This window comes from Enterococcus sp. 2G9_DIV0600 (assembly GCF_002140615.1).
Lineage (GTDB): Bacteria > Bacillota > Bacilli > Lactobacillales > Enterococcaceae > Enterococcus_D > Enterococcus_D innesii.
This window is the reverse complement of sequence record NZ_NGLL01000002.1, coordinates 402,264-426,388: the sequence shown is the minus strand read 5'-3', so window position 1 is coordinate 426,388 and position 24,125 is coordinate 402,264. Positions and strand designations below refer to the sequence as shown.

Below are 24,125 nucleotides of genomic sequence, written 5' to 3'. Positions count from 1 at the left end.
TCTCTAGTTGTTCGTGCATATTATAGCATGAATCCGCTTATTCGGCAGATTCTTTTAAGTAACATTGCAGGATTTCGTCACGATGACCCAAATAGCTTTCTCGATGATCCACTGGATGGACCCGATTCGATAAGAAAATAAACGCTTTTTTGTTAGGGATATCTACTGCGAGAAACGTGCCTGTGTAGCCTGTATGAAATAATTGGTACGGCGCACCCAATAAGTCCCAGCCATAGGTGCGAGGTTTTGTGCTTTCAGGCGTCTGCCTCTGAGCCAGCGCCTGCATCACTTTTTCTGAGAAAAACGGCGCCCCTTGCTGCTGACCATTTGCCAGTAACAGTTGAACGAACAGCGTCAAATCATCCACGGTAGAAAACAACCCGGCGTTGCCGGCATGGTTTCCCAGCACTCGTGCTTTTGGGTCATGGGTGATTCCTCTAAGGATACTGCCGTCTGGCTGCTGCTGGGTAGGCACGATCAATGGCAGCTCTGAAGGAGGAAAAGGCGGAAAGCCGCTGTTCTTCATGCCTAAAGGCGTCAAGACTTCTTCTTGAAAAATCTCGGTCACTGGTTTTTGATACAGCTCCTCCAATAAAAAGCCCAGCAAAATCGTACCAGTATCCGTGTAGTTGACCGTTTGACCGATCGTATCACTGCTTTCAAGCTGCAAATACGCCTTACGCAAGGCAGCAGCACCCAACTGGTCTCGATGAGGAATCCACGTGTTGATGGCTGCCGTATGCGTCAGCAAGTGCTTGATCGTTACCCGATCGTCTTTAAACGCTGGCAGCCAACGAGTAAGCGGCGCCTCCATCTCGATTTTTCCTTGATCCCACAATTTTAACAGAACACTCGTTGTACAAACGACTTTCGTCAATGAGGCTAAATCAAACAAATGATCTTTCGTCATAGGTTCGGTTTTCGGAAGAAGCGCTGCCTGTCCGAATACATGGGTCTCTTGGGTTTCACCAGCGACAAAACGCAGCACCGCTCCTGGGAAAACGGTCGGCATTTTTTCTTGAATGAGCTGTACTGTTTTTGGGTACATTGTCATCGTTCCATACTCGCTCCTTTCAGGCTTGTCTTGCTTCTAACTTTAGCACTTTTCGCCAATGAAAAAAACTACCCATTAAGGATAGTTTTCAGATTTTTTTCTAATCAGTGTTACATAGATTACTCGTCAGCTGGTGCAGCTTTTGCTTGCGCCTTTTGGATGATTCTCAAATAACTGTAACAGGCACATTGGCTACCTAGTCCCCCTACGATCAATCCCGCGAGTAAGGGATTGATCAAGACGAGCAGTAAAGCGAGGCCACTCAACAGCCCTAGCAACATCAGTGTCTGCAACGGTGCCCAAAAGATGATGAAAAAGCTTTTGATCAAGGCGAGCCGCATGGGTGCCGCCAAATGCACACTGTCGCAGATAAAATACAGCAACCACACGAGTAAAATGATACTTAAAAACAAATAGCCGACAGCCAATAAGGGCAACTGAAAGGAATCGATTTGGCGATAAGAGCCTAACAGCAGCAAAGCGAGACTACCGAAAAAGAGGCCTGCGGCAAAACTGCGCCGATAATTTTCCCGATAGAGCCGCCAAAAGGTCCCTCCGATGGCCTGACGTGGTTCTTGATAGTACAACCAACGCCGCATGACCCCAAATAAAGCAAAGGTCGCTGGCAAAAGAATGCTAGGAAAACTAATGATCAAACCAACCAAAGAGAAAAGAAACTGACGAGGAGAGCTGGGGAAAATCAGCCCCAAAGCTAGCAATAGAACAGGCAGATTGAACAGTAACCAGTAGCCATTCAAAAGCAACATACTAGCTATCGCTTGACTGGCACCATACCAACGATACCATCGTTCATTTCCCATCAGTCCGTCTCCTTCCTCTAATCAACTGATTTACCCTCTAGCGGGCTAAGTTTTGTAGATTTTGCTGCCATTTCTCTGTTTGATAATCCAGCAACTCTTGATAGCCCGCTGCTTGTGCTTGGGCTTCCGCCTCAGCAAAGATGGCACGCACTTCTTCATCGCTGTCAGCAAAGATCGCTGAAGCATTGGCTTCTTCAAAAATATCGTTGATCCGTTGCTGAATAATTCCTTCTGGTGAGTCTGGCATCGGGTTGATCGCCGCAAATTCCGTGTCGTCTTTTTGCGTGTCCCAAGTGATGGCATGCTGCCATTTCGTTGCCCAGTTCATTTGATCTTCTGGAAGATTTAACTCAAATTTTGTTTTGGTATTGTCTAAAAAGGCGGAGTTGCCGTTCCATTGGAAACTTGATGTTGCTTGCTCGATTTCTGAAACGCCGGCAGCATCTTCTGCGTAGGCATCTGTGAACTTTGTATAACCTTCTTCATCGAAGCCATCCCAATATTGCCCTTCTGGTCCAAACATCAGGATCGACTGACCCAATGGCCCTGTTAACCAATCTAAGAAGGCAAAGACTTTTTCTGGGTCTTCTGCATTTCTAGTAATGACACTGACATTCCACCCTAGCATTTCATAGGAACCTGGGAAGATATTGTCAGGATCCAGTCCTGGTTTAGCAATTGGTTCGATATAGAAATACCCCGCATCTGGATTTTGCTCTTGCAAGATGTAGTGGGCATCGCGGGCATGATTCGATGGACTGGCAGCAGCATAAACTGCTACGCGACCGCTGGTTACTTTTTCTGCCACCATATCTGCATCTTGCGTTAAGGTATCTTGGGTCATTAAGCGCTCACGGTACAATCTTGACGCATATTCAATCGATTCTACGTAGTTTTCATTGGCAAAGATCGAGGTCAAAGCATCGCCTTGAGGGACAGCCCGAATGCGGATATCTGCTGGTGAACGCCCTTCCGCAAAGGCAGAGTACAAGACATTGATCCCTTGTCCGCTGACATCTGTTTCAAATGGAATGACATCAGGAAACTCTGTTTGAACTTCTTTCAAATACTCATAAAGATCATCGGTTGTTTTCAATTCTGGCGCTCCTAAAGCATCATGAATCTCTTTATTGACGACATAACCCGCATTGCCAAAAGGCTCAGAGCTATACCAGTTTGGAAATTGATAAAGCTTACCATCTTCTGAACGCAACATGTTGAGGATTTCTTCGCCGGCCCATTCTTTCAAGTTCGGGTATTTATCCAAGTAATCATCAAACGGTACTAAGGCCCCCGCTTCTCGCAACCGTTCCACATCTGACCCACGATCAAGCCAGATAAAATCAGGCAGATCATCACCGGCGATCATTGTACTTAGCCGCTGTGCCGCATTCCCGCCGCCGTCGATCGCCCGGATATCCACATTGGTCAGCTCTTTGATGGCAGCAGTTGCAGGATCATCTCCCCAGCGATCCATCGTATACCAATCATAATTACCAAACATCGTGATTTCTAGCGGTTCACTACCAAGCTCAAATACTTCCGAGCTGTCACGTTCGCTCGGTGCCGCTGCATCACTTTCTCTTGTTCCGGACTCATTGCCGCAAGCTGCCAGCAAAAGACTCATTGCAGTCACTGACAGTACTCCTTTTAATAGCCTTGCTTTCATTCTTTTATCCCCTTTCAACTCTTACTGCTTTCCCCTTCTATCAAAAGGGGCCATCTGCTATGCTAATCTTTCAATGAACCAATCAAAACACCTTTTACAAAATACTTTTGAACAAACGGATAAACCATTACGATTGGCAAAGTCGCCACCATCATAATTGCCATTGATAAGGATTTTCCGGTAACACCAGTCATATCTGCCAAGCGAGCAGCTGAGCCAGAATCGATTTGACTCATTTGCGAACTCACCGTGTTCGAATTCAAGACTCGCTGCAAAAACGTCTGCAAGGGAATCAGATGATCCGAAGTGATGTAGATACTTGGCATAAACCAATCATTCCAGTGTCCAACTGCGGTAAACAGCGAGAGTGTGGCAATAACTGGACCTGATAGTGGCAAAATGATCCGGAAAAACGTCCCCCAATACCCGCAACCATCAATTTTCGCTGAATCCTCCAATCCTTTCGGCAGTTGCTGGAAAAACGTTCGGAAGATGATCATATTCCAAACACTGATCAATCCAGGAATGATCATTACCCAAAAAGAATCCATTAATCCTAGTGAACGTACCACTAAGAAGGTTGGGATCAAGCCGCCACTGAAGAACATCGTGAGGATGAAGAAGATCGTAATGTATTTCCGACCAATCAATTCTCTTTTTGACATCCCATAAGCCGCCATCGCTGTCAGCATGATTGATGAAAATGTCCCGATCACGGTCCGCAAGACACTGATGAAAAAGGCATTCATCAAGCGCTGGTCTTGAAAGACGATTTGATAGTTCTCCAACGTAAATTCTCTTGGCCAAAAAGTGATGCCGCCAGTTACCGTATCACGACCAGAATTAAAGGAAATCACCAGCGAATTCCAGAAAGGATAAAACGTTAGAAATGCAAGCGTTATCAAAAATACATAGATGAATACCATCATCGCTTGGTCGCCCCAATTTTTCCTCATTGCTCATTTCCTCCTCTGCTACTCACCATAGACTGTGACCGACTTTGCGTGCGAAAAAGTTTGCTCCGCTCAAAAGCGTGACACTAATGACTGCTTTGAACAAACCAACAGCTGTTGCATATGAATATTGAGAATTGCTGATCCCTACCCGATACACATAGGTATCAATGACATCCGCCACATTCCTAAGAGCTGGATTGCTCCCCAGTAAAAGCAAATCTTCAAAGCCCGCATTTAACAAGTTGCCAATTTCTAAGATCAAGAAGATCGTAATGATTGGAATGATCGAAGGCAACGTAATCAAAAAAACTTGCTGAAATTTTGTCGCACCATCTAAGGATGCTGCTTCATACAACTGCGGATCGATCCCAGCAATGGCTGCCATATAGACGATCGAGCCAAAGCCAATCGATTTCCAAAGATTTGTCGTAACGATGATCGTCCAGAAATAACGGGGGATCGATAAAAAGTTGATTGGTTCATCGATCAGGTTTAAACTCTCCAAAGCAATATTTAAGCTACCGTTATCCATCGATAAAATCGACATCGTAAACCCTGCCACGATCACCCATGATAAAAAGTGTGGGAGATAAGTAATCGTCTGCACCACACGCTTGAAGGCAACATTCTTGACCTCGTTAAGCATCAATGCCAGCAAAATCGGTGCCGGGAAACAAATGACGATCTTTAACACACTGATCATAATGGTATTGCGTAAGATTTCCCAAAAGCGTGGTTCACTAAAAAAGCGACGAAAATTGTCAAAACCGATCCAAGGGCTTCCTGCCATTCCCTCAAAAATATTGTACTGTTGAAACGCCATCAAAATCCCGTACATTGGGATATAACTAAAGATACCTACCAGTAAGATCGCCGGCAGCACCATAAGCTGAAGATCCCATTGAGCAAAATACCGCTGTATCCCCTTTTTTTTCATCACATCTACTCCTTGTCTTCCCGTTACTGCTCACCACCAAAAGAAACCGCATACATTAAAACAACAAACAACCTCTGCGTCCAGAGTCCATCGAATCTCGATTCTTTTTTATTATAAATTAAGAATAACCACAATTCAATATAATGTTTTCTTTTTTTGAATCATAATGGCTATTATATTAAGTTTTAAAACAAGCACCTAAACTATTAAATAACAAAACAAGAAAATTCAAATAGATTGGACCTGCTCTGCTAATACAGATAAACTACCGTTTTTTCAATGATTGGTCTTCAAATCGATGTAACAGGTTTTTGCACTCTTTCGTGCGAAATAAAAACAAAAGTTTCTTTTTTTGACAAAAAAAAGAAAAAGCAGAGAATCGCCCTCTCTGCTTTTTCTTTCATAATCTATTATTTTTTAACGATAAACCACCATTCGATACCGATCGCATCGTAGGTCGTCAACAATTTCCGTTTTTTGTCGATGAAAAACGCTTGATTCTTCTCAGACAAGTGTTTTTCCAATGTATCGATATCTTCTTGACTGATAGAGATTTTCAAGAAGTCTAAGCCAAGCACCTCATGGCTCGGTAAGTCGATCGTACCACCTTGTGCTTCAGTCAAGCCAACTTGGAAGTCACCATCATTGAGGATAAATTCCTTTGTTTCGGCTTCTTTTGTTTTCAAGCCTAAGCTTTCTTCTAAGAAAAGCTGCTCTTTGGCTAGATCACTGACGTTTAAATACAGCTTGCCAAAATGAGCCTCTTTTGATAAGCCAGCCGCTTTTGCAGGTGCCGCTTTGATCAATTCTGCTTCGTCTTTTGGTAACGCAGTTCCTGCGGGTGCTGTAAATAAGACTTCAATTTTGTTCCCTTCTGGATCAGCTATCAGGAAGCCTAATTGATTCGCTTCATAACGAGCTTCTTCGAAAGCAATCGCTTTTTGTTGGGCATTGCTCGCGATAGTTGCCGCTTCTTCTAGCGAGGATACAGCTAAGACGATGCGCTGCATCTTTTTGATCTCACCGAAATGATCGTTGGCACGTGGGCTTTCTTCCAACCATAAAACTTCTCTATCTAATCCTTTTAGACCAAAAATGGCCAACTCATTTTCTTCTCTTTTCAGCTCAAAGCCAAGTACATCTCGATAAAAGGCAATCGCTTGATCGCGGTCTTTTACCCGAATTGCAACAGTCAGCAACTTCGTACTGCTCCCCAATAAGAAATCTGTCATTGTTTCTCCCCCTACTTACATATGTACCCATTGTACTGATAAAACGAAATTCTAGCAAATGAAATCCCTACCTCTTTTATTCTTTTTTTGGAGAAAACAAGAAGAAAAGCGCAGAAAAGTCAGAATTTTGCAATCTTACGAGGGGAAGACAGGCGTTGGATTGCCGCTAAAGGCTTTAACCGCAAACAGCTGCTGCTGGAGTTGCAGCTAAGATCTGAGTGCCCAAACGGTCGACACGATCCGTGATACAAACGGAGGCGACCCCTGCTTTCAACGCTTTTTCGGCGCTTTTTAGTTTGGGCAACATGCCGCCTGTGACTACTTCTTCGGCGATCAAGCGGGGGATCTCTTCAAAAGAAACAGCGGATAACCACTTGCATTCTTGTTTGATGCCAGGAACATCCGTCAACAAATACAGTTTTTCGGCTTGCAAGCTGGCAGCAACCTGACACGCTACTTCATCGGCATTGATGTTCAGCCATTGACCCTCTGGGGTAATTCCTAGTGGGGCCAAAATCGGAACATGTTTTTTCTCTGTCAAGAGCTGCAGGAAAGCAGCGTTGATTTGTTGAACTTTCCCCACATGTCCTAATTTTTCTTCATCAATGACTTCTCCTTGAATCAGTTGATCACAGCCGGCATTCAGTCCTACGGCATGGAACCCAGCTTGCTGGAAAGCGGTCGTGATCAGCGGTTGAACTTGTCCCAGAAGGACCATTCTAGTTACTTCAAGCGTCTGGGGATCGGTCACCCGCAGGCCGTCTTTGATCGTGACTGTCAACGCCATTTTCTCCATCATTTCTGAGATGTAGTGACCGCCGCCATGGACGATGACCACTTTTTTGCCCGCAGCTTGCCAATCTGCTATAGTCTCAAAGAATGACGGGGTTAAATTGTCTGAGGCGACACCGCCGATTTTTACTACGATCGTTTCCATCTACTCGCTCCTTTTTGTCTAGTACCTGATTTGTATTAGGTGTGGTATAGTGCGTTGATTTTCACATAATCATACGTCAGATCACAGCCCCAAGCGGTGCCAACGCCTGCCCCTTCTTTCAGCTCGACAGCGACTTTGACCTCATTTTCCGCCAACTGTTCTTGCATGATGGTTTCGTCAAAAGCTACCGGCGTCCCTTGGACAAAGACGGGAATGTCGGCTAATGCGATCGATACCGTTGCTGGATCGATGGGTTGCCCACTATAACCCACTGCACATAAGATACGCCCCCAGTTTGGGTCTTTGCCAAAGAGGGCTGTTTTGACAAGCGGGGAACCGACGATGGTTTTGCTGATCATTCGGGCTGCTTCATCCGTCACCGCTCCACTCGTGTGAGCTTCGATCAATTTGCTGGCGCCTTCTCCGTCCTTCGCAATCGCTTTGGCTAGCGAGGTCAGAACTGCTTTAAGCATCCCTTTAAACTCATGATAAGCTGGCGTGCCAGCTTCGATCGTTGGATTTTTGGCTAACCCGTTAGCTAAAACTAACACCATATCATTGGTGGATGTATCGCCATCGACCGTGATTTGATTGAAGGTAACGTCGGTTAATTCTTTCAGCAGTACTTGCAAGAGTGCTGGAGCGATCGCCGCATCCGTCGTAACAAAGGCCAGCATCGTAGCCATATTGGGATGGATCATACCAGACCCTTTGGCACAGCCCGCAACAGTCACCGTTTTGTCAGCGATTGTTGATTGGATGACACTGCTTTTTTCAGTCAGATCCGTCGTCAAAATCGCTCTTTGAAATCGGTGGGCATCCCCTTGCCTGTTTAGTTGCTGAATCCCTGCAGTGATTTTTTCCATCGGTAAGCTCTTACCAATGATCCCGGTGGAGGCTACCGCAAAGGCTTCGGGACTCGTATGCAGCTGGGCTGCTGCCAATTCTGCCATCTCTTGTGCATCTTTTAAACCTTGCTCCCCGGTACAAGCATTGGCATTGCCCGCATTGACGATCACGCCTTGCAAGGTGCCTGCTTGCATTTTTTCCTTTGTAACGAGAATGGGTGCCGCTTGTACTTGATTGGTGGTAAAGACTGCCGCAGCACTGGCTGGCACTTCAGAGACGATCCAACCAAGATCGACTTTCTCTTTCTTCAGACCGCAATGCAGACCGTCGGCAAAAAAACCTTTGGGAGTTGCGATCGTTCCTTCGATTTCTTTCATTTTCTTTCCTCCTACTGCCACCTTTTTGCGGATTGTCCACTGGCTGACACGAGTATCCTCACGCGTCTGTTGGCTATTTTATGGGTATAACGGAGCTTGCATAAGACCGGTCGTTTCTGGTATCCCTGCCCATCGATTGAAGTTTTGGATCGCTTGGCCAGCAGCCCCTTTGCCTAAATTATCGATCACTGCGACAACGGTCAACACTTGGGTCAGCGGATTGAAACTTATGCCAATGTCACAAAAATTCGTTCCCGTCACTTGCCGCAGCTCGGGCAGCTTTCCTAACGGTTGCACTCGGACAAACGGATGGTCTTGATACGTTTTTACGTACTGCTCATAGATGTCCTCTTGCGAAATCGCGTCTTTGATAGGCGCATAAAGCGTCATAAAGATCCCTCTTTTGACAGGCAGTAAGCTGGTAGAAAATTGGATCGGCGGCATTGCCTGATCCCATTGCTGAAACTGCTGCATGATCTCAGGAATATGCTGATGCTGATTTGGCTTATACATCGTCATGTTATCCGCAGCGGTTGCAAAGTGACTGCTGTCGGTCAATTTCTTACCAGCACCCGACAAGCCCGACTTGCCATCAAAAATCAACGTACCGCTGAATAGTTTTTGCTGAACCAACGGCGCAGCCGCTAAAATGGCAGCAGTCGCATAACAGCCTGGATTGGCGATCAAATTGCCAGGAGTCGTTGCAAACTCAGGCAGCGAATAGGTCGCTTGTGCCAACAACTCGGTAGGTGCAGCTTCTTGGTGATACCATTTTTGATAGCTATCCCGATCCTTCAATCGCAGATCACCAGAAAGGTCAATCACTGGAAAGTCATTTGCGACAAAAATCGCTGCGAGTTCTTTGCTGATTCCAGCAGGAGTCGCAAAAAACACGAGTTGATTTTCCTTTTGGATTTTTTCTGCATCAAAAGGTTCGATCAGCCGCTCTGTCAGTCCAATTAAATGAGGATACAAAACTGATGAATTTTCATGCATAGAATGACTATGCAAGGTGCCCACCTCCAATTGGGGATGTTGCTGGATCAAACGAATCAATTCAATTCCGGTATACCCTGTTACACCAACGATTGCTGCCTTCAAACACGTCACTCCTCAAAAGAATTTACTTAAGATTATAAGAAACTCCCATCGCTCTGTCAATGATTATTTATAAAACTATTCAAAATAAATCCGCTATTATTCGGTTTTTATAAGAAAAAAAGCCCGAAAAATCTATTTTTATGCAATTATGCTAAGACAGCTTGCAAAATCGCCAAGGCTGCTGTCGTTTCCTCTTGCGAGATCGTTAAAGGCGGCAGCAAGCGCAAAACCTTGGTTCCCGCTTTTAATGCGAGGAGGCCTTGGTTCCGCAGTTGGGTCAACACGGATTGCAAGCTTTCCGAATCGGCTAATTCGATACCGATCATCAATCCTTTCCCACGAATCGCCTGCACCTTAGATAGTCCTTGCAATCCGTCGAGAAACTGCTGCTGGCGCAATTGAACATTGACTTGAATGTCCTCTTCTTGCAACACACTGCAAACGGCACTAGCAGCGGCCATCGCTAATTTATTGCCACCAAAGGTCGAACCGTGACTACCGGGTCCAAAAGCCGTTTGCAAATGGCTTTTGCCTAGCATCGCTCCGACAGGGATCCCGTTACCAAGCCCTTTTGCTACGGTAAAAAGATCAGGTTCAATGCCATATCCTTCAAAAGCAAACAGTGTTCCTGTCCGTCCCATCCCGGTTTGGATCTCATCCACCACTAGCAGTGCTCCCTGCTCCTGACAAAGGGCTGCCACCGCTTGGACCCACGCCACCTCAGCAGGGATCACACCGCCTTCGCCTTGGATCAATTCTAAAAACACGGCTGCCGTCTGCTCATCTAATACGGCTTGCAATGCCTCAAGATCATTAAAGGGTACATACACCATCTCTGGTACTAACGGTCCAAACCCATCATGGATACTGCTTTGCCCAGTCAAAGACATCGCGCCAAAAGTCCGACCATGGAAAGATTGTTCAAAACTGATGACTTTGCTGCGGCCAGTCGCTTTGCGAGCCAGCTTTAAAGCAGCTTCGTTCGCCTCAGCACCGCTATTACAAAAATAAGCCAGATACGGCTCGTCTGATGCGTTCTTTTGATTTTGGGTCAGCTTTTGGGCAACTTCTTCTTGCAGCTGGCTATCATACAAATTCGGCACATGCCAAATCTGCTCTGCTTGTGACATCAAAGCAGCTTGCACTTTGGGATGTCCATAACCGAGATTGACGACCCCGATGCCGCTTGTTAAATCTAAATATTGTTTGCCTTGCGAATCTACCACATAGCTGCCGCTGCCTTGCTGGATATCGATGGGCAAACGGCTGTAATTAGGAAAAAGATGACTCATTGGTTTCACTCCTTGTCTTGGTTCATTCGAAATTATGTATTAATATACATTTTAATCCAGTTAATTGCAATAAATATTTAAAATAAAGCGGCAAAAATTCATAAAAAAAAAGAAAGCAGTGACAATCACTGCTTTCTTTCAGTCAACCTTTGGCGGTCTGTTTATTATCATTTGGGGAAGAATTTCTTTCATTACAAACAGTGGATCACGCCACTTCTTCTGAAAATTGACTGTTATACAGGTCTGCATAGAAACCGTTTTGTGCCATCAATTCTTCATGATTTCCAGTCTCAACAATAGACCCGTGGTTCATCACGATAATATTGTCAGCATCACGAATCGTAGATAGACGGTGAGCAACCACAAAGCTGGTCCGATTTTCTAACAAACGACCCATTGCTTTTTGGATCAAAATCTCTGTCCGCGTATCGACACTAGAAGTTGCCTCATCCAAAATCAAGACATCTGGATCCGCTAAGAAGGCACGAGCGATTGTGATCAGCTGACGTTGACCTTGGGAGATATTGCTGGCTTCTTCATTCAAGACCGTATCATAGCCTTCTGGCAATTTGCGAACAAAATCATCCACATGGGCAGCTTTCGCCGCAGCAATCACTTGTTCTTTGGTCGCTTTTTCATTTCCATAATGAATGTTGTCATAGATGGAGCCGGTAAACAACCACGTATCTTGCAGCACCATCGAGATATTACTACGCAACTCATCACGAGTCAAGTCTCGGGTATCTTTGCCATCGTAACGAATGCTGCCGCCAGAAACATCATAAAAACGTTCCAAGAGATTGATCAGCGTGGTTTTCCCAGCGCCAGTTGGTCCTACGATAGCCACCATCTCACCAGCTTTGACATCCAGATTAAAATCAGTCATCAATAATTTGTCTGGGGCATAACCAAATTGAACATGATCGAAACGAACTTTGTATTCACTGTCTTCCACTGGTAAACCAGAAGGCTCATCATTCATTTCTTCTTCATCCAAGACTTCAAAGACCCGTTCGGCAGATGCAACGGTTGATTGGATGGTGTTTAGCAAGCTAGCGATTTGAGTGATCGGTTGGGAGAATTGATTGGTGTATTGCAAGAATGCTTGCACATCCCCTAACGTCATGTTCCCATTCGCCACTTTGATCCCACCAAGGACAGCCACGAAGACATAGCCTAAGTTTTTAATGAAGTTCATCAAGGGCATAATGATCGCTGAAATAAATTGGGCTTTCCAACCAGCGGAATACAGACGGTCATTTTCTTCTTCAAAAACGACTTGATCGGCGGCTTCATGGTTGAAAGTTTTGACAACTGTGTGACCGCCGTAAGTTTCTTCGACTTGGTCATTGAGCAATCCTAAACTTTTTTGTTGTGCCGCAAAGAATTTTTGCGATTTTGGTGCGACGATCATCACGACGATCAAGCTTAAAGGAACCGTTGCTAAAGCAACCAAAGTCAGTTGCCAACTGATCGTCAGCATCATCCACAAAACCCCGATAAAGGTCACGACACTCGTAATAAATTGGGTTAAGTTTTGTTGCAAGGTACTTGCGATATTATCCATATCATTGATCGCCCGTGACATGATATCCCCATTCGAGTGAGTATCATAGTATGAGATCGGCAAGCGGTTCATTTTTTCATCTAAGTCACGACGCAGCTCATAAACCGTTCGTTGCGAGACACGAGTCATAATAAACTGTTGTAGAAAGTTGAAGACGGCTGAAATCACATACATGCCGATCGCAATCAAAATGATTTGACCAACTTTCTCAAAATCGATAGGAAATTCTGTCACCTGTTGGCCGGCTTGCATCTGTTGTGCACCGATCATGACACCTTTAAAAATTTCAGTGGTCGCTTCCCCTAAAATTTTCGGTGTTTGGATTTGGAAGATCACGGCTGCGATCGCTAAAACGAAGACGGCAATGATAGCGATAGAGCGTTTCGACATGTAACCGAAAAGCCGTTTGACCGTTCCCCAAAAGTTTTTGGCTTTTGGTCCTTTGGCACCGATGTTACGGCCCGGACCGCCACCCATTGGTCCGCCACGGTGTTGTGTTGTTGTTTTCTTTTCACTCATGCAAGATCCTCCTCTCTCAATTGTGAAGAAACGATTTCTTGGTAGGTTTCATTGTCTACCATTAATGATTCATGGGTTCCTTTTCCTACGAGTTGTCCTTCATCCAATACTAAAATCGTATCGGCATCCATGACGGTGCTGACCCGTTGGGCAACCACGACCATAATGCTGTCTTGCATGTCGCGTTTCAGCGCTGCACGTAAGTTGGCATCGGTTTTGAAGTCCAATGCGGAGAAGGAATCATCAAAGACATAGACATCTGCTTGTTTCACTAACGCACGAGCGATTGCTAAACGTTGACGTTGTCCACCAGAGAAGTTGCCGCCACCTTGTTCTACACGGCTATCTAAGCCATCTGCCAGTTCGGAGACAAAATCTTTGGCTTGGGCGATCTCTAAGGCTTGCCAGATTTCTTCGTCTGTCGCATCAGGTTTTCCGTATTTCATATTTTCACGAATGGTACCGGAAAACAGTACCGCTTTTTGTGGAACAAAGCCCACGACTTCTCGTAGATTGTGCTGGGTAACTTCTGCAATATTGACCCCATTGATTTTGATTGCACCAGACTCCACATCGTACAAACGAGGCAAGAGATTGACTAAGGTCGTTTTTCCTGAGCCCGTCCCACCGATGATGGCAACAAAATCACCAGATTTTGCTTGAAAATCGATATCTTCCAACGCCAATTTCTCAGCGCCTTGGTAGCGATACGCCACATGGTCAAAGGCCAAGGTTGCTTGATCCCCTTGTAAGCTCAATGTCGCTGGTGTTTTGGGATCGAGAATTTCATCTTCTTCATTTAAGACTTCGTTGATCCGGTCAGCCGAAGCTTGGGCTCTTGGCACCATCACGAAGATCATGGACAGCATCATAAAGCTGATCAAAATTTGCATTGCATAGGTCATAAACGCAATCAAGTTTCCGACTTCTAAGGTCATTTCTGCAATATAATGACCGCCAAACCACGTGATGGCAATGTTCGTCCCACTCATGATCAACGTCATCAATGGCATCATCAAGGCCACGATGGTATTTACTTTAATCGCGGTGTGGGTGTAATCTTTGTTGGCTTCATCAAAGCGATTCGCTTCATAATCTGTCTTATCAAATGCTCGAATAACGCGGACCCCCGTCAAGCCTTCACGAAAGACTAAGTTCAAACGGTCGGTTTTCTTTTGCATACTTTTGAATAAAGGAACGGCAAAATACATAATACCGCCGACCAATACCAGCATGATAGGAATAACGACTAAAAAGATTCTCGTTAATTGGGCATCTTTTTGATAGGCCAAGAAGCTCGCCCCAATCAGTGTGATCGGTGCATTGATCATCATACGTAAAAACATTTGCGTCACCATTTGAATTTGGTTGACGTCGTTGGTGGTCCGTGTGATCAATGATGCGGTCCCGAATTTATCGAAAGAACGAGAAGAAAAATTCTCAACTTTTTGGTAAATGTCCGAACGTAGTTTTTGTCCTAATTTTTGTGATTCTCTTGTTGCGAAATACGTATTTCCTAAAGCGGCGGTGATACTGATCAATGAAAAGCCGATCATGTAAAAGCCGGTTTTCCAAATGTAATCAATGTCGCCTGTCGCCACACCATTGTTGATAATGTTGGAAGTCAATGTCGGTAGATACAAATCAGAAACGACTTGGATCACCATAAACACCACTGCCATGATGATGGAAATGACGGATACGCGTTTTATCAGCTTAATCATAGGTTTCCCCTCTTTCTTTTTTTGCGCCCTCTCTTAACCAGCGGACTTTACTGTTGAAATCAGCGATCGCTTCGGCAGGATCATAGTCTGGATCAAACGCTGATTGGCGATAGGCTTCGGCAATCGTCGAAAAGACGGTATGCATCAGCAGCTGGATCAACATTTTCAACTCATGGTCGTCTTTGACTTTCAATAAATCTTTGTCGATTTCTGACAAAAAGATGGCTTGCTGCTTCTGCCGATCGGCTTTGTGTTCTTGATGCATCTTGTGCTGCATCTCTGGCACGACTTTATGGAAGGAACGATAATCCATACTCATAAATAAATTGCGGTAAAAGTTTGCATTTTTGCCTTTAAAAACCTCGGCGATCATCCGTGAAAAGTACCATTCGAACCCCGCAAATAGATCCCCATTTTCATGTTGGATCGATTTCAGCAGGTCTCGCTGACTATTTTTTTTCAACGTATGGAAATAATAGTAGTAAAGATCTTCTTTGTTTTCGAAGTATTGGTAAAAACTCCCCCGAGGAATTTCGGCATCTTTGATGATGTTGGCGATCGAGGCGTCTTTCAAAGGCAGCCTGGAAAATTCTTTTTTCGCCGCATTTAAAATGCGCTTTTGTTTTTCCGGCGGCAAGTGAAAAAATGTATCTGTCGGCATCACAAGCATCTCCTTTCTAATTAAAATAAATCACAGCTCTCAATATGACACGATGTCATATGACACTGTGTCATTATACACCCTTCACCAGAGAATGCAAGAATTTAAATTTGACTTTTTTATGAAGGAATCGATTCTGGTCTTTTTATAAAAGGCGTTATTTGAAAAGAAATCATAAATGAAATTTCTGAAAACAAAAAACCTTCGTTTCCCTGATGGAAAACGAAGGTTGCTATTTTTTCATTCTGCCTATTATAAATAACGTTCATTTTTTCTTTCGGCGCCATAAAATCAAGAAAACGATCAGCAGCAGGATGATCCCTGCGATCAATAAGGTATAGCTTGGCGCTTCATTGGTTTTAGGTAATGTTTTTTCGCCATCGGCAGTAGCGTTGGCCTCTTTCGAAGAAGTCGTTGTCGCTGTTTCTTGAGCGGTCGTCGATGTTGCGGTCGCTTCTTCAGTCGTACTCGTTTGCGTGCCTGTAGGCAGATACATGGAATCATTTGCCGCTTGAATGATATAAGAGATCCGTCCTGGAACAAAGGCACCTGGATCGACTTGCATCTCTTGTTCCATCTGATTCAAATTGGTTAAAATCGAAATCATCCATTCGTTGGAAACGGCTTGATTCAAATGTAAAAAGACTCCGTCTGCTGGATAGACGACCCGTAAATATTCCTGCAACTGATCCACGACAGGAATCAAGTCAGCAAAACTGGCGTAGCTATTCGCATCAAAAGCCAGTTGTGGCTCAATGGCTTCCCAGGATAACGTCTGATCGACAAACAAGGCACCGATGATTTTTGCCAAGTAAGCAATATCAAAGCCCATCGCATCACTAGAATAACGTAGTGCTAGGCGATTGCCATTGGTCAATTCTTCATCTGTCAACTGGTCCAACTGTTCTTGGGTAAATGCGGTCACACTGCCTTCAGTGATCCCTTGAGTTAAGGCACTACGTAGCGAACTAGGTTCATCAGCTAACGTATTGATCTCATTGACGTTTTGCGTCCCTGTCTCTGCTTGGATCGAGGCAATAACGGCTTCGGAATCGACTGGCTCTTGATTCTCGTCAGCTGTAGTTTCTGAAGTAGCGGATTGATCCGTTTCTTGGTCTTCCGCTGTACTTTCTTGGGCAGAATTTTGGATCTGCTCACTATCTGTTTGCCCTTCTGATGAAAGCGTCTCGCTAACGGCAACCGGATTGTCACTTCCACTCGTAGCCGTTTCATCTGCATGAACCATCAATGGTGAAAATGCCAGCATCATTAGTCCGAACCAAATTATTTTTTTCATCGTCATTGCCTCCTCGAATGGGATTTCTCCCTTTGTAACGAAACTGTAACATAAAGACCTCGTTTCCGCAATCAATTTAGTAACTTCTTAAAAAAAACCTCTATCTTTATCAGATAGAGGTTTTACCATTATTTTATCGTTGCCACATGCATGACTGCTTGACCTGCTTTTGTTTCCGCGATCGGTAACAGTTCAACGTTGGCTGCTTGGTCCATATTGGTGATAATCACGAGCATCTCAGTAGCTTTGCCTTTGGCTGTCAACTGCGCCAAATCGACTTGGGCAACTTGGGTGGCTGGTGTCACGGCTTGGCCTTCCTCCACCAGGATCTCAAAAGGTGCTCCTTGCAATTCGACGGTGTCGACCCCCATGTGCAGCAAAATCTCTAGCCCACTGGCAGTCTTGATCCCCAATGCATGTTTCGTTGGAAAAATCGTCGTGATCGTTCCTGCTGCTGGTGCAAAGATCGCCCCATTGTCTGGCAAGACAAAATACCCGTCGCCCATCATTTTTTGCGAAAATACCGGATCACTTGATGCACTGATCGCTTTTGTCGTACCTGTTGCTACTGCGTATAAGGGGGTATCGATCGTTGTTGCTGATGAATTTGCTGCCGTTTCCTTTGCCGCCGTTTCACTCGTTTCTTTTGGTTGCGATTGCACGGAAGTGACGGTTGCAGCTGATTTTGCCTCCTCTGCCTCGCTTTCTTTGACTGCTTCTAAGCGATCTTTCGGAATCCCAAAGAAGTAGGTGGCAACGAAGCCGCCAGCATAGCCTGCTAACAAGCCGAAAATATAGCCCATCCAACGGCCGTTGGCAATCAATGGAATCAAAGCTAACCCTGATGGTCCAATCGCCGTTGCGCCGATATTTGTCAAAGCGCCAATGACCGCACCACCGATCCCACCACCAATACAAGCAGTGATAAATGGTCGACCTAATGGCAACGTCACTCCGTAGATCAATGGTTCGCCGATGCCTAAGATCCCAACTGGCAATGAACCTTTAATCATTTCAGAAAGCTCTTTGTCTTTACGTAGTCGTACCCATAAGGCTAGAGCTGCTCCGACTTGACCGGCACCAGCCATTGCTAAAATCGGTAATAATTGCGTGCTGCCTGTTGCTTCGATCATTTGGATGTGGATCGGGGTCAAAATTTGATGCAAACCAAACATGACCATTGGTAAGAAGGCCGCTCCTAAGACAAACCCAGAAAAAGCACCGCCCACATTCAAGACCCAAGTGATCGAACCGACTAAGCTGTCAGAGATCAGGCCGGCCAATGGCATGATCAAGAAAATCTCCGTCAAACCGATAATCAACAAACACAACGTCGGGGTCACGATAATATCGATCGCTTCGGGAATCACTCGATGCAGCACTGCCTCTAATTTCGCCAAAAGCCATACAGCGAAGATTACACCGATGATCCCCCCTTGGTTGGCAGCTAACGCTTCGCCAGTGAACAAGTTTTGGATCGGGGCTTCTGGGTTCATACCTGTCAGCAAGATGATCGAACCGATCACTCCACCAAGGGTTGGATTGGCTTTAAAGACCTGCGCAGCATTGACCCCAGTAAAGATCGCTAAATAGGTGAACATCCCATTTCTTAGGACGTTTAAAATCATGACATAATAATTCCAAGTGTCTCCATCTAATTGGCCAGCCGTAATCATGTTGGTCAGAACGGAGGCGATCCCTGCAACGAGTCCTGCACCAACGAAGGCTGGAATCATTGGAACAAAGATATTTGAAATGTCTTTCAGCAGCGACTTCAATGGTGATGATTTTTGTTTGGCTTTTTGGGCTGCTTTCATCTCTGCCGTTTTTTCTGATAACGCCTCTTTGCCTGATTTTTGCTGCGGGATCTCTTGCCCTAAATCAACACCGGCTTTTGCCACCATTGCGTTAGCTACTTTGTTGACTTTCCCTGGTCCGATAATGACTTGCAGCTGCTCGTCATTGACGACACCCATCACACCGGGAATCTCTTTTAACCCTTGTTGATCGACCTTATCGTGGTCGCGGACGGTCATTCGTACGCGAGTCATACAGTGATTGACTGTTTCTACGTTGTCCATTCCGCCGGCTTCTTGAAAAATCTTCTCCGCTAACTCTTCTACCGTCAGTGTTTCTTTTGCCATTACTTTTCTCCTCCTAACGCCGTTTTGACAAACCCTTGTGCCGTGGCAAGTTTTGCTTGTGCTTCGTCTTTCGTGCTATCCGTCAACAGCATCACGATCGCCAATTTGACATTCTGATCTGCTTCTTCAAATGCCGCGGCGGCTGTTTCATAATCAGCTTCAGTTGCCTGCATGATGATCCGTTTTGAGCGTTCTACCAATTTTTCGTTGGTCGCTTTCACGTCGACCATCAAATTATTGTAGACTTTGCCGATCCCTACCATTGATAACGTCGAGATCATATTCAAAATCAATTTTTGGGCCGTCCCAGATTTCAAACGAGTCGAACCCGTCAAAAACTCTGGGCCACAATCGACTTCAATTGGAAAGCTGGCATGCTGAGAGATCTCCGCGTCTTTATTACAAGCGATCGTAGCTGTTGTGGCACCGAGCTCATTGGCATAGTCAAGGGCCCCAATCACGTATGGGGTTCTGCCACTGGCAGCGATCCCGATCACCATATCATTTGAGTTCAACTTCAGATCGACAAGGTCTTGTTTCCCTAGCTTTAAGGAGTCTTCTGCTCCTTCGACAGCGACCGTCATCGCTTCTTCGCCACCGGCGATCAGACCAACCACCATCTCTGGTGATACCCCAAAGGTTGGGACACATTCGGCCGCATCCAAGACGCCTAATCGACCACTCGTACCAGCGCCAAGATAAATCAAGCGTCCGCCTTTTTTAAAAGCAGCGATAGTTTGTTCAATGACTTTTTCAATACTAGGAATTTCTTTTTCCACTGCATAGGCAACTTTTTGATCTTCTTGGTTCATTTTTTGACACGCTTCTAAAATCGTCATTTCATCTAAATTGCTCGTTTCGCTATTGCGTCGTTCGGTCGTTAATTTGTCTAAATTGATTTTATTCATCGGAATCATCTCTTTCTAATTTAAATCGCATCCCTGCTTTGATTTGTTGGATCAAAGGCAGATCGGCTGGTATCACCTGAGCGGCGAGGTTGACTTTGGGATCTGCAGGCAATGGTCGTTTGCACACTTGAATCTCTCCCATATAGCGCAAGTACTCTTGGTTATCGATCGTCACAGCACCCACTGGTCGCTCTTGACTAAGTTCAGGTTTGACTTCTGGAATGGCATTGAAACGGGCATCGGCGCTACGCAAGACATCTCGAGCTTCATCGTAACGATTTTGGTGATTCCCTAGTACGTGTTCAAAGTAAGTCGAACCAAGATCTTTGACCCGCAAAACGATCCTCGCTTCTTGCAGATATGTCGCAAACTGCTGCGCACTTTTTGCAGAAACCATCCCATCACCGATGTAAACAGCATCAACTGAGCCGGTAGCCAACAAGTCGATCGCTGCGGCAAACGGCGACCAGTTGCGGTGTCTTTCCAGTGTGGGTAATCCTTGAAATAACGGTCCGCGTTTCTTGGCATCTCCTGGAACAAAGGCTTGGACAAAAAAGCCTTGTGCTTTCAACCAGCGGTTCTTCTCCTGAAACCAGTCAGCATCCAGTCCCGTTTCTGGTCGAGGGTAATAATTGTGCCAAGCTTCCAATCGAGTAAAATCGGCTCCATACGCCTGCAGCTCTCGAATGTCTTTTTCCGTTAATGTACTGGCATTCAAACTGATGGTCATTTCCTTTGAAAAAGCAGCGATTTGCTGATTGTCGATGGCATAGTCCATTCGTAAACCAGTGACACCGATCTCCCTTAGTTCCGCCAGCTTGTCGATGGAAAAGCCCGCTTCTGCTAAGGCGTTTCCAGAAATATCCACCATTAAAGACAGCTGATGGTCTTTTGCGAAACCTCCCAAGTCCGTCAGACGCTGCCGATAGGTACTGCGATCGTCTTCTGGTATGTGCATGGAGGTGAAAATCCCTTTAAAGCCTGATGCCATCGCAGTCATCTGCTCAAGTTCTGCTGCCGTCAAGTCTTCGTTCATAAATACAGAAAAGCCGAACATCTCTTTGCCTCCTTGGTGAGTCACTTTCGTGATACCGTTTTCTATAAAAGCATTATAACTGATTCTTTTCTCGTTCGCAACTATATTTCATATTTAAATCGCAGATATAGAAATATCGTTTCATTTAATAAGAAAGCTTTACCCTTTAAACTTTCTTATGCGCTTTTTTCTACAGTTATGGTACACTTTATTAGGAACGAAACTTGCTTTCGTCATTTTTACATAGTAGGAGGAATCACATCATCAATGATTACAATGGATGATATTATTCGCGAAGGCAATCCAACCTTGCGTGAAGTAGCAAAAGAAGTACCTTTTCCTTTAAGCGAAGAAGATATCGCACTGGGAAAAGAAATGATGACCTTTTTAGAAAACAGCCAAGACCCAGTCAAGGCAGAAGAACTTGAATTAAGAGGCGGCGTTGGTCTAGCAGCTCCTCAATTAGATATTTCAAAACGAATCACAGCGGTCCTCGTCCCTAGCAGCGACCCAGAAAAAACTGAACCTGATTTTAAAGATGTTCTTTACAATCCCAAAATTTTAAGTCATTCCGTGCAAGAAGCTTGTTTGGGTGAAGGCGAGGGCTGTCTCTCCGTGGACCGTGAAGTCCCTGGCTACGTGGTACGCCATGCCCGGATCACTATCAGCTATTACGACATTAACGGTAAAAAGAAAAAAGTTCGTTTGAAGAACTATCCTGCAATCGTCGTTCAGCATGAGATCGATCATTTGAACGGGGTCATGTTCTACGATCATATCAATCAGCAAAATCCTTTTTCATTAAAAGAAGGCATTTTAGTCATCGACTAACAAAAAAGTCTCTACCGACATTTTGCGGCAGAGACTTTTTTTCTTCTATATTATTGAGTATCCTCTGGATATCTTCTTTCACGATTTTGGCATTAATTGCCTTTCGCTAAACTTTCTTGATGATCGGCTTTGATTTTTTCTAATAACGCCGGTTGTTCAAAAAGATCTAACGCTGTCAGGGCTAAAAGTTCAGCCGCGATAGCGATCGACTGCAAGCCTTTTTCACTCTTAGCAGCGGCTTTGAATTCTTCCGAATGCCCCGCAATGTAGTCATCTGAAATCGAAACGGTGGGTTGGATCGTCGGGATCACTTGACTGACATTGCCGACATCAGAAGAACCAAGACTTGCTTTTGCTTCCGTATCGATCTCATCGGCAGGTACGCCCGCTTCTTGGGCATGGGCGAAGAAAATCTCATCAAAACTTGGTGTCACGATCACATCATCGACGGAGTTTTGGAACAAGCCGAATTCATAGGTCGCTCCCGTGGCTAAAGCGGCTCCTTTGACGATGTTTTCGACTTTCTCGTAGACATCATTCAAGGTTGCTCGATTGGCTGCTCGTAAATAAAAACGACCGGCTGCATATTCTGGCACGACATTGGCTGCCACGCCGCCATCGGTGATCACACCATGAATATTGACGTCTTTTGGTAAATGCAGGCGCAACCCATTGATCCCGTTAAAGACTTGCAGCAATGCTTCTAACGCGTTGATGCCTTTTTCTGGTGCAGCTGCCGCATGGGAAGCCCGACCATAGAACTTGATATCCACTGGATCATTGGCTAATGACGCTGTCGTTTTGCCATAGCGATGGGCTGGATGGACACAAAGAGCGGCATCGACATCATTGAAGAACCCTTCACGGACAAAACTACCTTTAGCGGAACCATTTTCTCCACCTTCTTCTCCTGGCGTCCCATAGACTCGAATCTCCCCGCCTAGCTCATCGATGAAAGGTTGTAGAGCACTGGCAGCTAAGACGGAATAAGTCCCGAAGAGATTGTGTCCGCAGGCATGACCGATGCCAGGTAACGCATCATACTCGGCTAAAAAGGCAATCGTCGGACCAGGTTTCCCACTGACATAGCGGGCATCAAAGCCGGTGCGATGGCCTGCCACATCCTTTTTGACAGCAAAGCCTTCTTTTTCTAATTGGGCGATCAGGGCATCGGCTGAATAAAACTCATAGTTGCTGACTTCTGGGTGATTATGGATATCTAATGCCAAGGCTTGATAAGCGGCTAAACGCTCTTGGATAAATGGTTTAATCGTTGCTTTTGTAATAGTTGCTGTTGTCATAATCAAATCTCTCCTTTTTATACATGTTTTTTCAATTTTATATCAAATTACGTGGTACTTATTTCGCCCCAAAGGTTTCCCAAGCAGGAACACTTGATCCTTTTGACGTTTCCTCGATGACTTTTTTCGTATCCTCTGTTTGGTAAGCAGCGACCACTTTTTGGTATACTTCATTGTCTTCATCTTCTTTACGGGCGGCAATGATGTTGACGTAAGGACGGGCCGTTTCATCAACAGGCTCTAAAAAGATCGCATCTTCGGTTGGTACAAATCCTGCATCTACCGCCATGCCGCTATTGATGACCGAAACATCGACATCGGAAAGTGCCCGAGCGGTTTGCGCTGCATCAAGTTCTGAAATTTCTAAGTTCAAACGGTTTTCTGTAATATCCGCGACCGTTGGTGTTTGTCCGGCTGCTTCATCCACTTTGATCAATCCAGCTGATTGTAACAAAAGCAATGCCCGACCACCATTGGTCACATCATTAGGGATCGCAACTTTAGCTCCTTCAGCCAAGTCGTTGACATCCGTCACTTTGTCGGAATAAATACCTAATGGCGCATTGACTGTATTGCCGATCGATACGAGATCAGTACCAAATTCTTCATTATAGTTGTCCAAGAAAAATTGGTGTTGGAATGAATTGAGGTCGATGGAACCATCAGCCAAGGCTGCATTGGGTTGGTTGTAATCAGAAAATTGGACATATTCTAAATTGATGCCTTCGTCTTTCAAACGATCTTTGACATCATCCCAGACATCGGTGTCTGCACCAATCACCCCTAATTTCACCGTGACTTCTTCTTGATCATTGGCTGCGGCACTGCCATTGTTTCCGCATCCTGTAATAAATAATAATGCTGCCCCTAAGACGATTGATTGTACGAATTTTTTCATTTTTTCTTCCTCCA

Annotated in this window: 20 protein-coding genes; 1 reads left to right on the top strand and 19 read right to left on the bottom strand. The window is 45.1% G+C overall.

Going from position 1 to position 24,125, the window contains the following annotated elements:
• Positions 1-37: 37 nt before the first annotated feature.
• The 17 genes from A5870_RS15600 to A5870_RS15520 form a co-directional block, all read right to left on the bottom strand.
• A complete protein-coding gene (locus tag A5870_RS15600; protein WP_086293880.1) occupies positions 38-1,054 on the bottom strand; it encodes a serine hydrolase domain-containing protein in 1,017 nt (338 codons plus the stop codon).
• 119 nt (positions 1,055-1,173) lie between these two features.
• Complete coding sequence (locus A5870_RS15595) at positions 1,174-1,875, bottom strand: DUF624 domain-containing protein (protein WP_005227228.1); 702 nt, start codon at positions 1,873-1,875, stop codon at positions 1,174-1,176.
• Between the two features lie 37 nt (positions 1,876-1,912).
• The gene (locus A5870_RS15590) at positions 1,913-3,544 is read right to left on the bottom strand and encodes an extracellular solute-binding protein (protein WP_086293879.1); all 1,632 of its coding nucleotides are present in this window, start codon (positions 3,542-3,544) and stop codon (positions 1,913-1,915) included.
• A gap of 62 nt (positions 3,545-3,606) precedes the next feature.
• Positions 3,607-4,500: a carbohydrate ABC transporter permease gene (locus A5870_RS15585; RefSeq protein WP_081118283.1), complete on the bottom strand. Its 894-nt coding sequence runs from the start codon at positions 4,498-4,500 to the stop codon at positions 3,607-3,609.
• Between the two features lie 22 nt (positions 4,501-4,522).
• The gene (locus A5870_RS15580) at positions 4,523-5,437 is read right to left on the bottom strand and encodes an ABC transporter permease (RefSeq protein WP_081118282.1); all 915 of its coding nucleotides are present in this window, start codon (positions 5,435-5,437) and stop codon (positions 4,523-4,525) included.
• Positions 5,438-5,847: 410 nt separating this feature from the next.
• Positions 5,848-6,669: a VOC family protein gene (locus A5870_RS15575; RefSeq protein WP_086293878.1), complete on the bottom strand. Its 822-nt coding sequence runs from the start codon at positions 6,667-6,669 to the stop codon at positions 5,848-5,850.
• Positions 6,670-6,844: 175 nt separating this feature from the next.
• Positions 6,845-7,606, bottom strand: coding sequence for an acetylglutamate kinase (gene argB / locus A5870_RS15570; protein ID WP_086293877.1), 762 nt, complete (start codon positions 7,604-7,606; stop codon positions 6,845-6,847).
• A 35-nt stretch (positions 7,607-7,641) separates the two neighbouring features.
• The gene (gene argJ / locus A5870_RS15565) at positions 7,642-8,832 is read right to left on the bottom strand and encodes a bifunctional glutamate N-acetyltransferase/amino-acid acetyltransferase ArgJ (protein WP_086293876.1); all 1,191 of its coding nucleotides are present in this window, start codon (positions 8,830-8,832) and stop codon (positions 7,642-7,644) included.
• 78 nt (positions 8,833-8,910) lie between these two features.
• On the bottom strand, positions 8,911-9,933 hold the full coding sequence (gene argC / locus A5870_RS15560) for an N-acetyl-gamma-glutamyl-phosphate reductase (protein ID WP_086293875.1): 1,023 nt from the start codon (positions 9,931-9,933) through the stop codon (positions 8,911-8,913).
• A gap of 146 nt (positions 9,934-10,079) precedes the next feature.
• Positions 10,080-11,225 carry an acetylornithine transaminase gene (locus A5870_RS15555; protein WP_086293874.1) on the bottom strand — a complete coding sequence of 382 codons (1,146 nt, stop codon included), beginning with the start codon at positions 11,223-11,225 and terminating at the stop codon, positions 10,080-10,082.
• Positions 11,226-11,430: 205 nt separating this feature from the next.
• Positions 11,431-13,311, bottom strand: coding sequence for an ABC transporter ATP-binding protein (locus A5870_RS15550; protein ID WP_086293873.1), 1,881 nt, complete (start codon positions 13,309-13,311; stop codon positions 11,431-11,433).
• A complete protein-coding gene (locus tag A5870_RS15545) occupies positions 13,308-15,035 on the bottom strand; it encodes an ABC transporter ATP-binding protein (protein WP_086293872.1) in 1,728 nt (575 codons plus the stop codon). Before A5870_RS15545 ends, A5870_RS15550 begins: the two co-directional genes overlap by 4 nt.
• On the bottom strand, positions 15,028-15,696 hold the full coding sequence (locus A5870_RS15540) for a TetR/AcrR family transcriptional regulator (protein ID WP_077453958.1): 669 nt from the start codon (positions 15,694-15,696) through the stop codon (positions 15,028-15,030). Before A5870_RS15540 ends, A5870_RS15545 begins: the two co-directional genes overlap by 8 nt.
• A 265-nt stretch (positions 15,697-15,961) precedes the next feature.
• Complete coding sequence (locus A5870_RS15535) at positions 15,962-16,993, bottom strand: LPXTG cell wall anchor domain-containing protein (RefSeq protein WP_086293871.1); 1,032 nt, start codon at positions 16,991-16,993, stop codon at positions 15,962-15,964.
• A gap of 128 nt (positions 16,994-17,121) precedes the next feature.
• Positions 17,122-19,137 carry a glucose PTS transporter subunit IIA gene (locus A5870_RS15530; protein ID WP_086293869.1) on the bottom strand — a complete coding sequence of 672 codons (2,016 nt, stop codon included), beginning with the start codon at positions 19,135-19,137 and terminating at the stop codon, positions 17,122-17,124.
• Positions 19,137-20,045 (bottom strand): N-acetylmuramic acid 6-phosphate etherase, encoded by a 909-nt coding sequence (murQ, locus tag A5870_RS15525; protein ID WP_086293868.1) that lies wholly within the window; start codon positions 20,043-20,045, stop codon positions 19,137-19,139. The genes A5870_RS15530 and murQ overlap by 1 nt, the downstream gene beginning before the upstream one ends.
• Positions 20,038-21,102 (bottom strand): DUF871 domain-containing protein, encoded by a 1,065-nt coding sequence (locus tag A5870_RS15520; RefSeq protein ID WP_170924060.1) that lies wholly within the window; start codon positions 21,100-21,102, stop codon positions 20,038-20,040. The genes murQ and A5870_RS15520 overlap by 8 nt, the downstream gene beginning before the upstream one ends.
• Positions 21,103-21,348: 246 nt before the next feature.
• On the opposite strand from A5870_RS15520, the gene def reads away from it, so the two are divergent.
• The gene (def, locus tag A5870_RS15515; protein WP_005227211.1) at positions 21,349-21,912 is read left to right on the top strand and encodes a peptide deformylase; all 564 of its coding nucleotides are present in this window, start codon (positions 21,349-21,351) and stop codon (positions 21,910-21,912) included.
• Between the two features lie 92 nt (positions 21,913-22,004).
• Here the strand turns inward: def and A5870_RS15510 are convergent, their stop codons facing one another.
• Both A5870_RS15510 and A5870_RS15505 read right to left on the bottom strand, forming a co-directional pair.
• Positions 22,005-23,213, bottom strand: a complete 1,209-nt coding sequence (locus tag A5870_RS15510; RefSeq protein ID WP_081118270.1) for a M20 family metallopeptidase — start codon at positions 23,211-23,213, stop codon at positions 22,005-22,007.
• 58 nt (positions 23,214-23,271) lie between these two features.
• Positions 23,272-24,111, bottom strand: coding sequence for a MetQ/NlpA family ABC transporter substrate-binding protein (locus A5870_RS15505; RefSeq protein WP_081118269.1), 840 nt, complete (start codon positions 24,109-24,111; stop codon positions 23,272-23,274).
• Positions 24,112-24,125: the final 14 nt, after the last annotated feature.

What these genes read in the sequence shown, in the direction of transcription:
- A5870_RS15600 (WP_086293880.1), bottom strand. Translation starts at nt 1,054, where the DNA reads ATGACAATGTACCCAAAAACAGTACAGCTCATTCAAGAAAAAATGCCG.
- A5870_RS15595 (WP_005227228.1), bottom strand. Translation starts at nt 1,875, where the DNA reads ATGGGAAATGAACGATGGTATCGTTGGTATGGTGCCAGTCAAGCGATA.
- A5870_RS15590 (WP_086293879.1), bottom strand. Translation starts at nt 3,544, where the DNA reads ATGAAAGCAAGGCTATTAAAAGGAGTACTGTCAGTGACTGCAATGAGT.
- A5870_RS15585 (WP_081118283.1), bottom strand. Translation starts at nt 4,500, where the DNA reads ATGAGGAAAAATTGGGGCGACCAAGCGATGATGGTATTCATCTATGTA.
- A5870_RS15580 (WP_081118282.1), bottom strand. Translation starts at nt 5,437, where the DNA reads ATGAAAAAAAAGGGGATACAGCGGTATTTTGCTCAATGGGATCTTCAG.
- A5870_RS15575 (WP_086293878.1), bottom strand. Translation starts at nt 6,669, where the DNA reads ATGACAGATTTCTTATTGGGGAGCAGTACGAAGTTGCTGACTGTTGCA.
- argB (WP_086293877.1), bottom strand. Translation starts at nt 7,606, where the DNA reads ATGGAAACGATCGTAGTAAAAATCGGCGGTGTCGCCTCAGACAATTTA.
- argJ (WP_086293876.1), bottom strand. Translation starts at nt 8,832, where the DNA reads ATGAAAGAAATCGAAGGAACGATCGCAACTCCCAAAGGTTTTTTTGCC.
- A5870_RS15555 (WP_086293874.1), bottom strand. Translation starts at nt 11,225, where the DNA reads ATGAGTCATCTTTTTCCTAATTACAGCCGTTTGCCCATCGATATCCAG.
- A5870_RS15550 (WP_086293873.1), bottom strand. Translation starts at nt 13,311, where the DNA reads ATGAGTGAAAAGAAAACAACAACACAACACCGTGGCGGACCAATGGGT.
- A5870_RS15545 (WP_086293872.1), bottom strand. Translation starts at nt 15,035, where the DNA reads ATGATTAAGCTGATAAAACGCGTATCCGTCATTTCCATCATCATGGCA.
- A5870_RS15540 (WP_077453958.1), bottom strand. Translation starts at nt 15,696, where the DNA reads ATGCCGACAGATACATTTTTTCACTTGCCGCCGGAAAAACAAAAGCGC.
- A5870_RS15535 (WP_086293871.1), bottom strand. Translation starts at nt 16,993, where the DNA reads ATGAAAAAAATAATTTGGTTCGGACTAATGATGCTGGCATTTTCACCA.
- A5870_RS15530 (WP_086293869.1), bottom strand. Translation starts at nt 19,137, where the DNA reads ATGGCAAAAGAAACACTGACGGTAGAAGAGTTAGCGGAGAAGATTTTT.
- murQ (WP_086293868.1), bottom strand. Translation starts at nt 20,045, where the DNA reads ATGAATAAAATCAATTTAGACAAATTAACGACCGAACGACGCAATAGC.
- A5870_RS15520 (WP_170924060.1), bottom strand. Translation starts at nt 21,102, where the DNA reads ATGTTCGGCTTTTCTGTATTTATGAACGAAGACTTGACGGCAGCAGAA.
- def (WP_005227211.1), top strand. Translation starts at nt 21,349, where the DNA reads ATGATTACAATGGATGATATTATTCGCGAAGGCAATCCAACCTTGCGT.
- A5870_RS15510 (WP_081118270.1), bottom strand. Translation starts at nt 23,213, where the DNA reads ATGACAACAGCAACTATTACAAAAGCAACGATTAAACCATTTATCCAA.
- A5870_RS15505 (WP_081118269.1), bottom strand. Translation starts at nt 24,111, where the DNA reads ATGAAAAAATTCGTACAATCAATCGTCTTAGGGGCAGCATTATTATTT.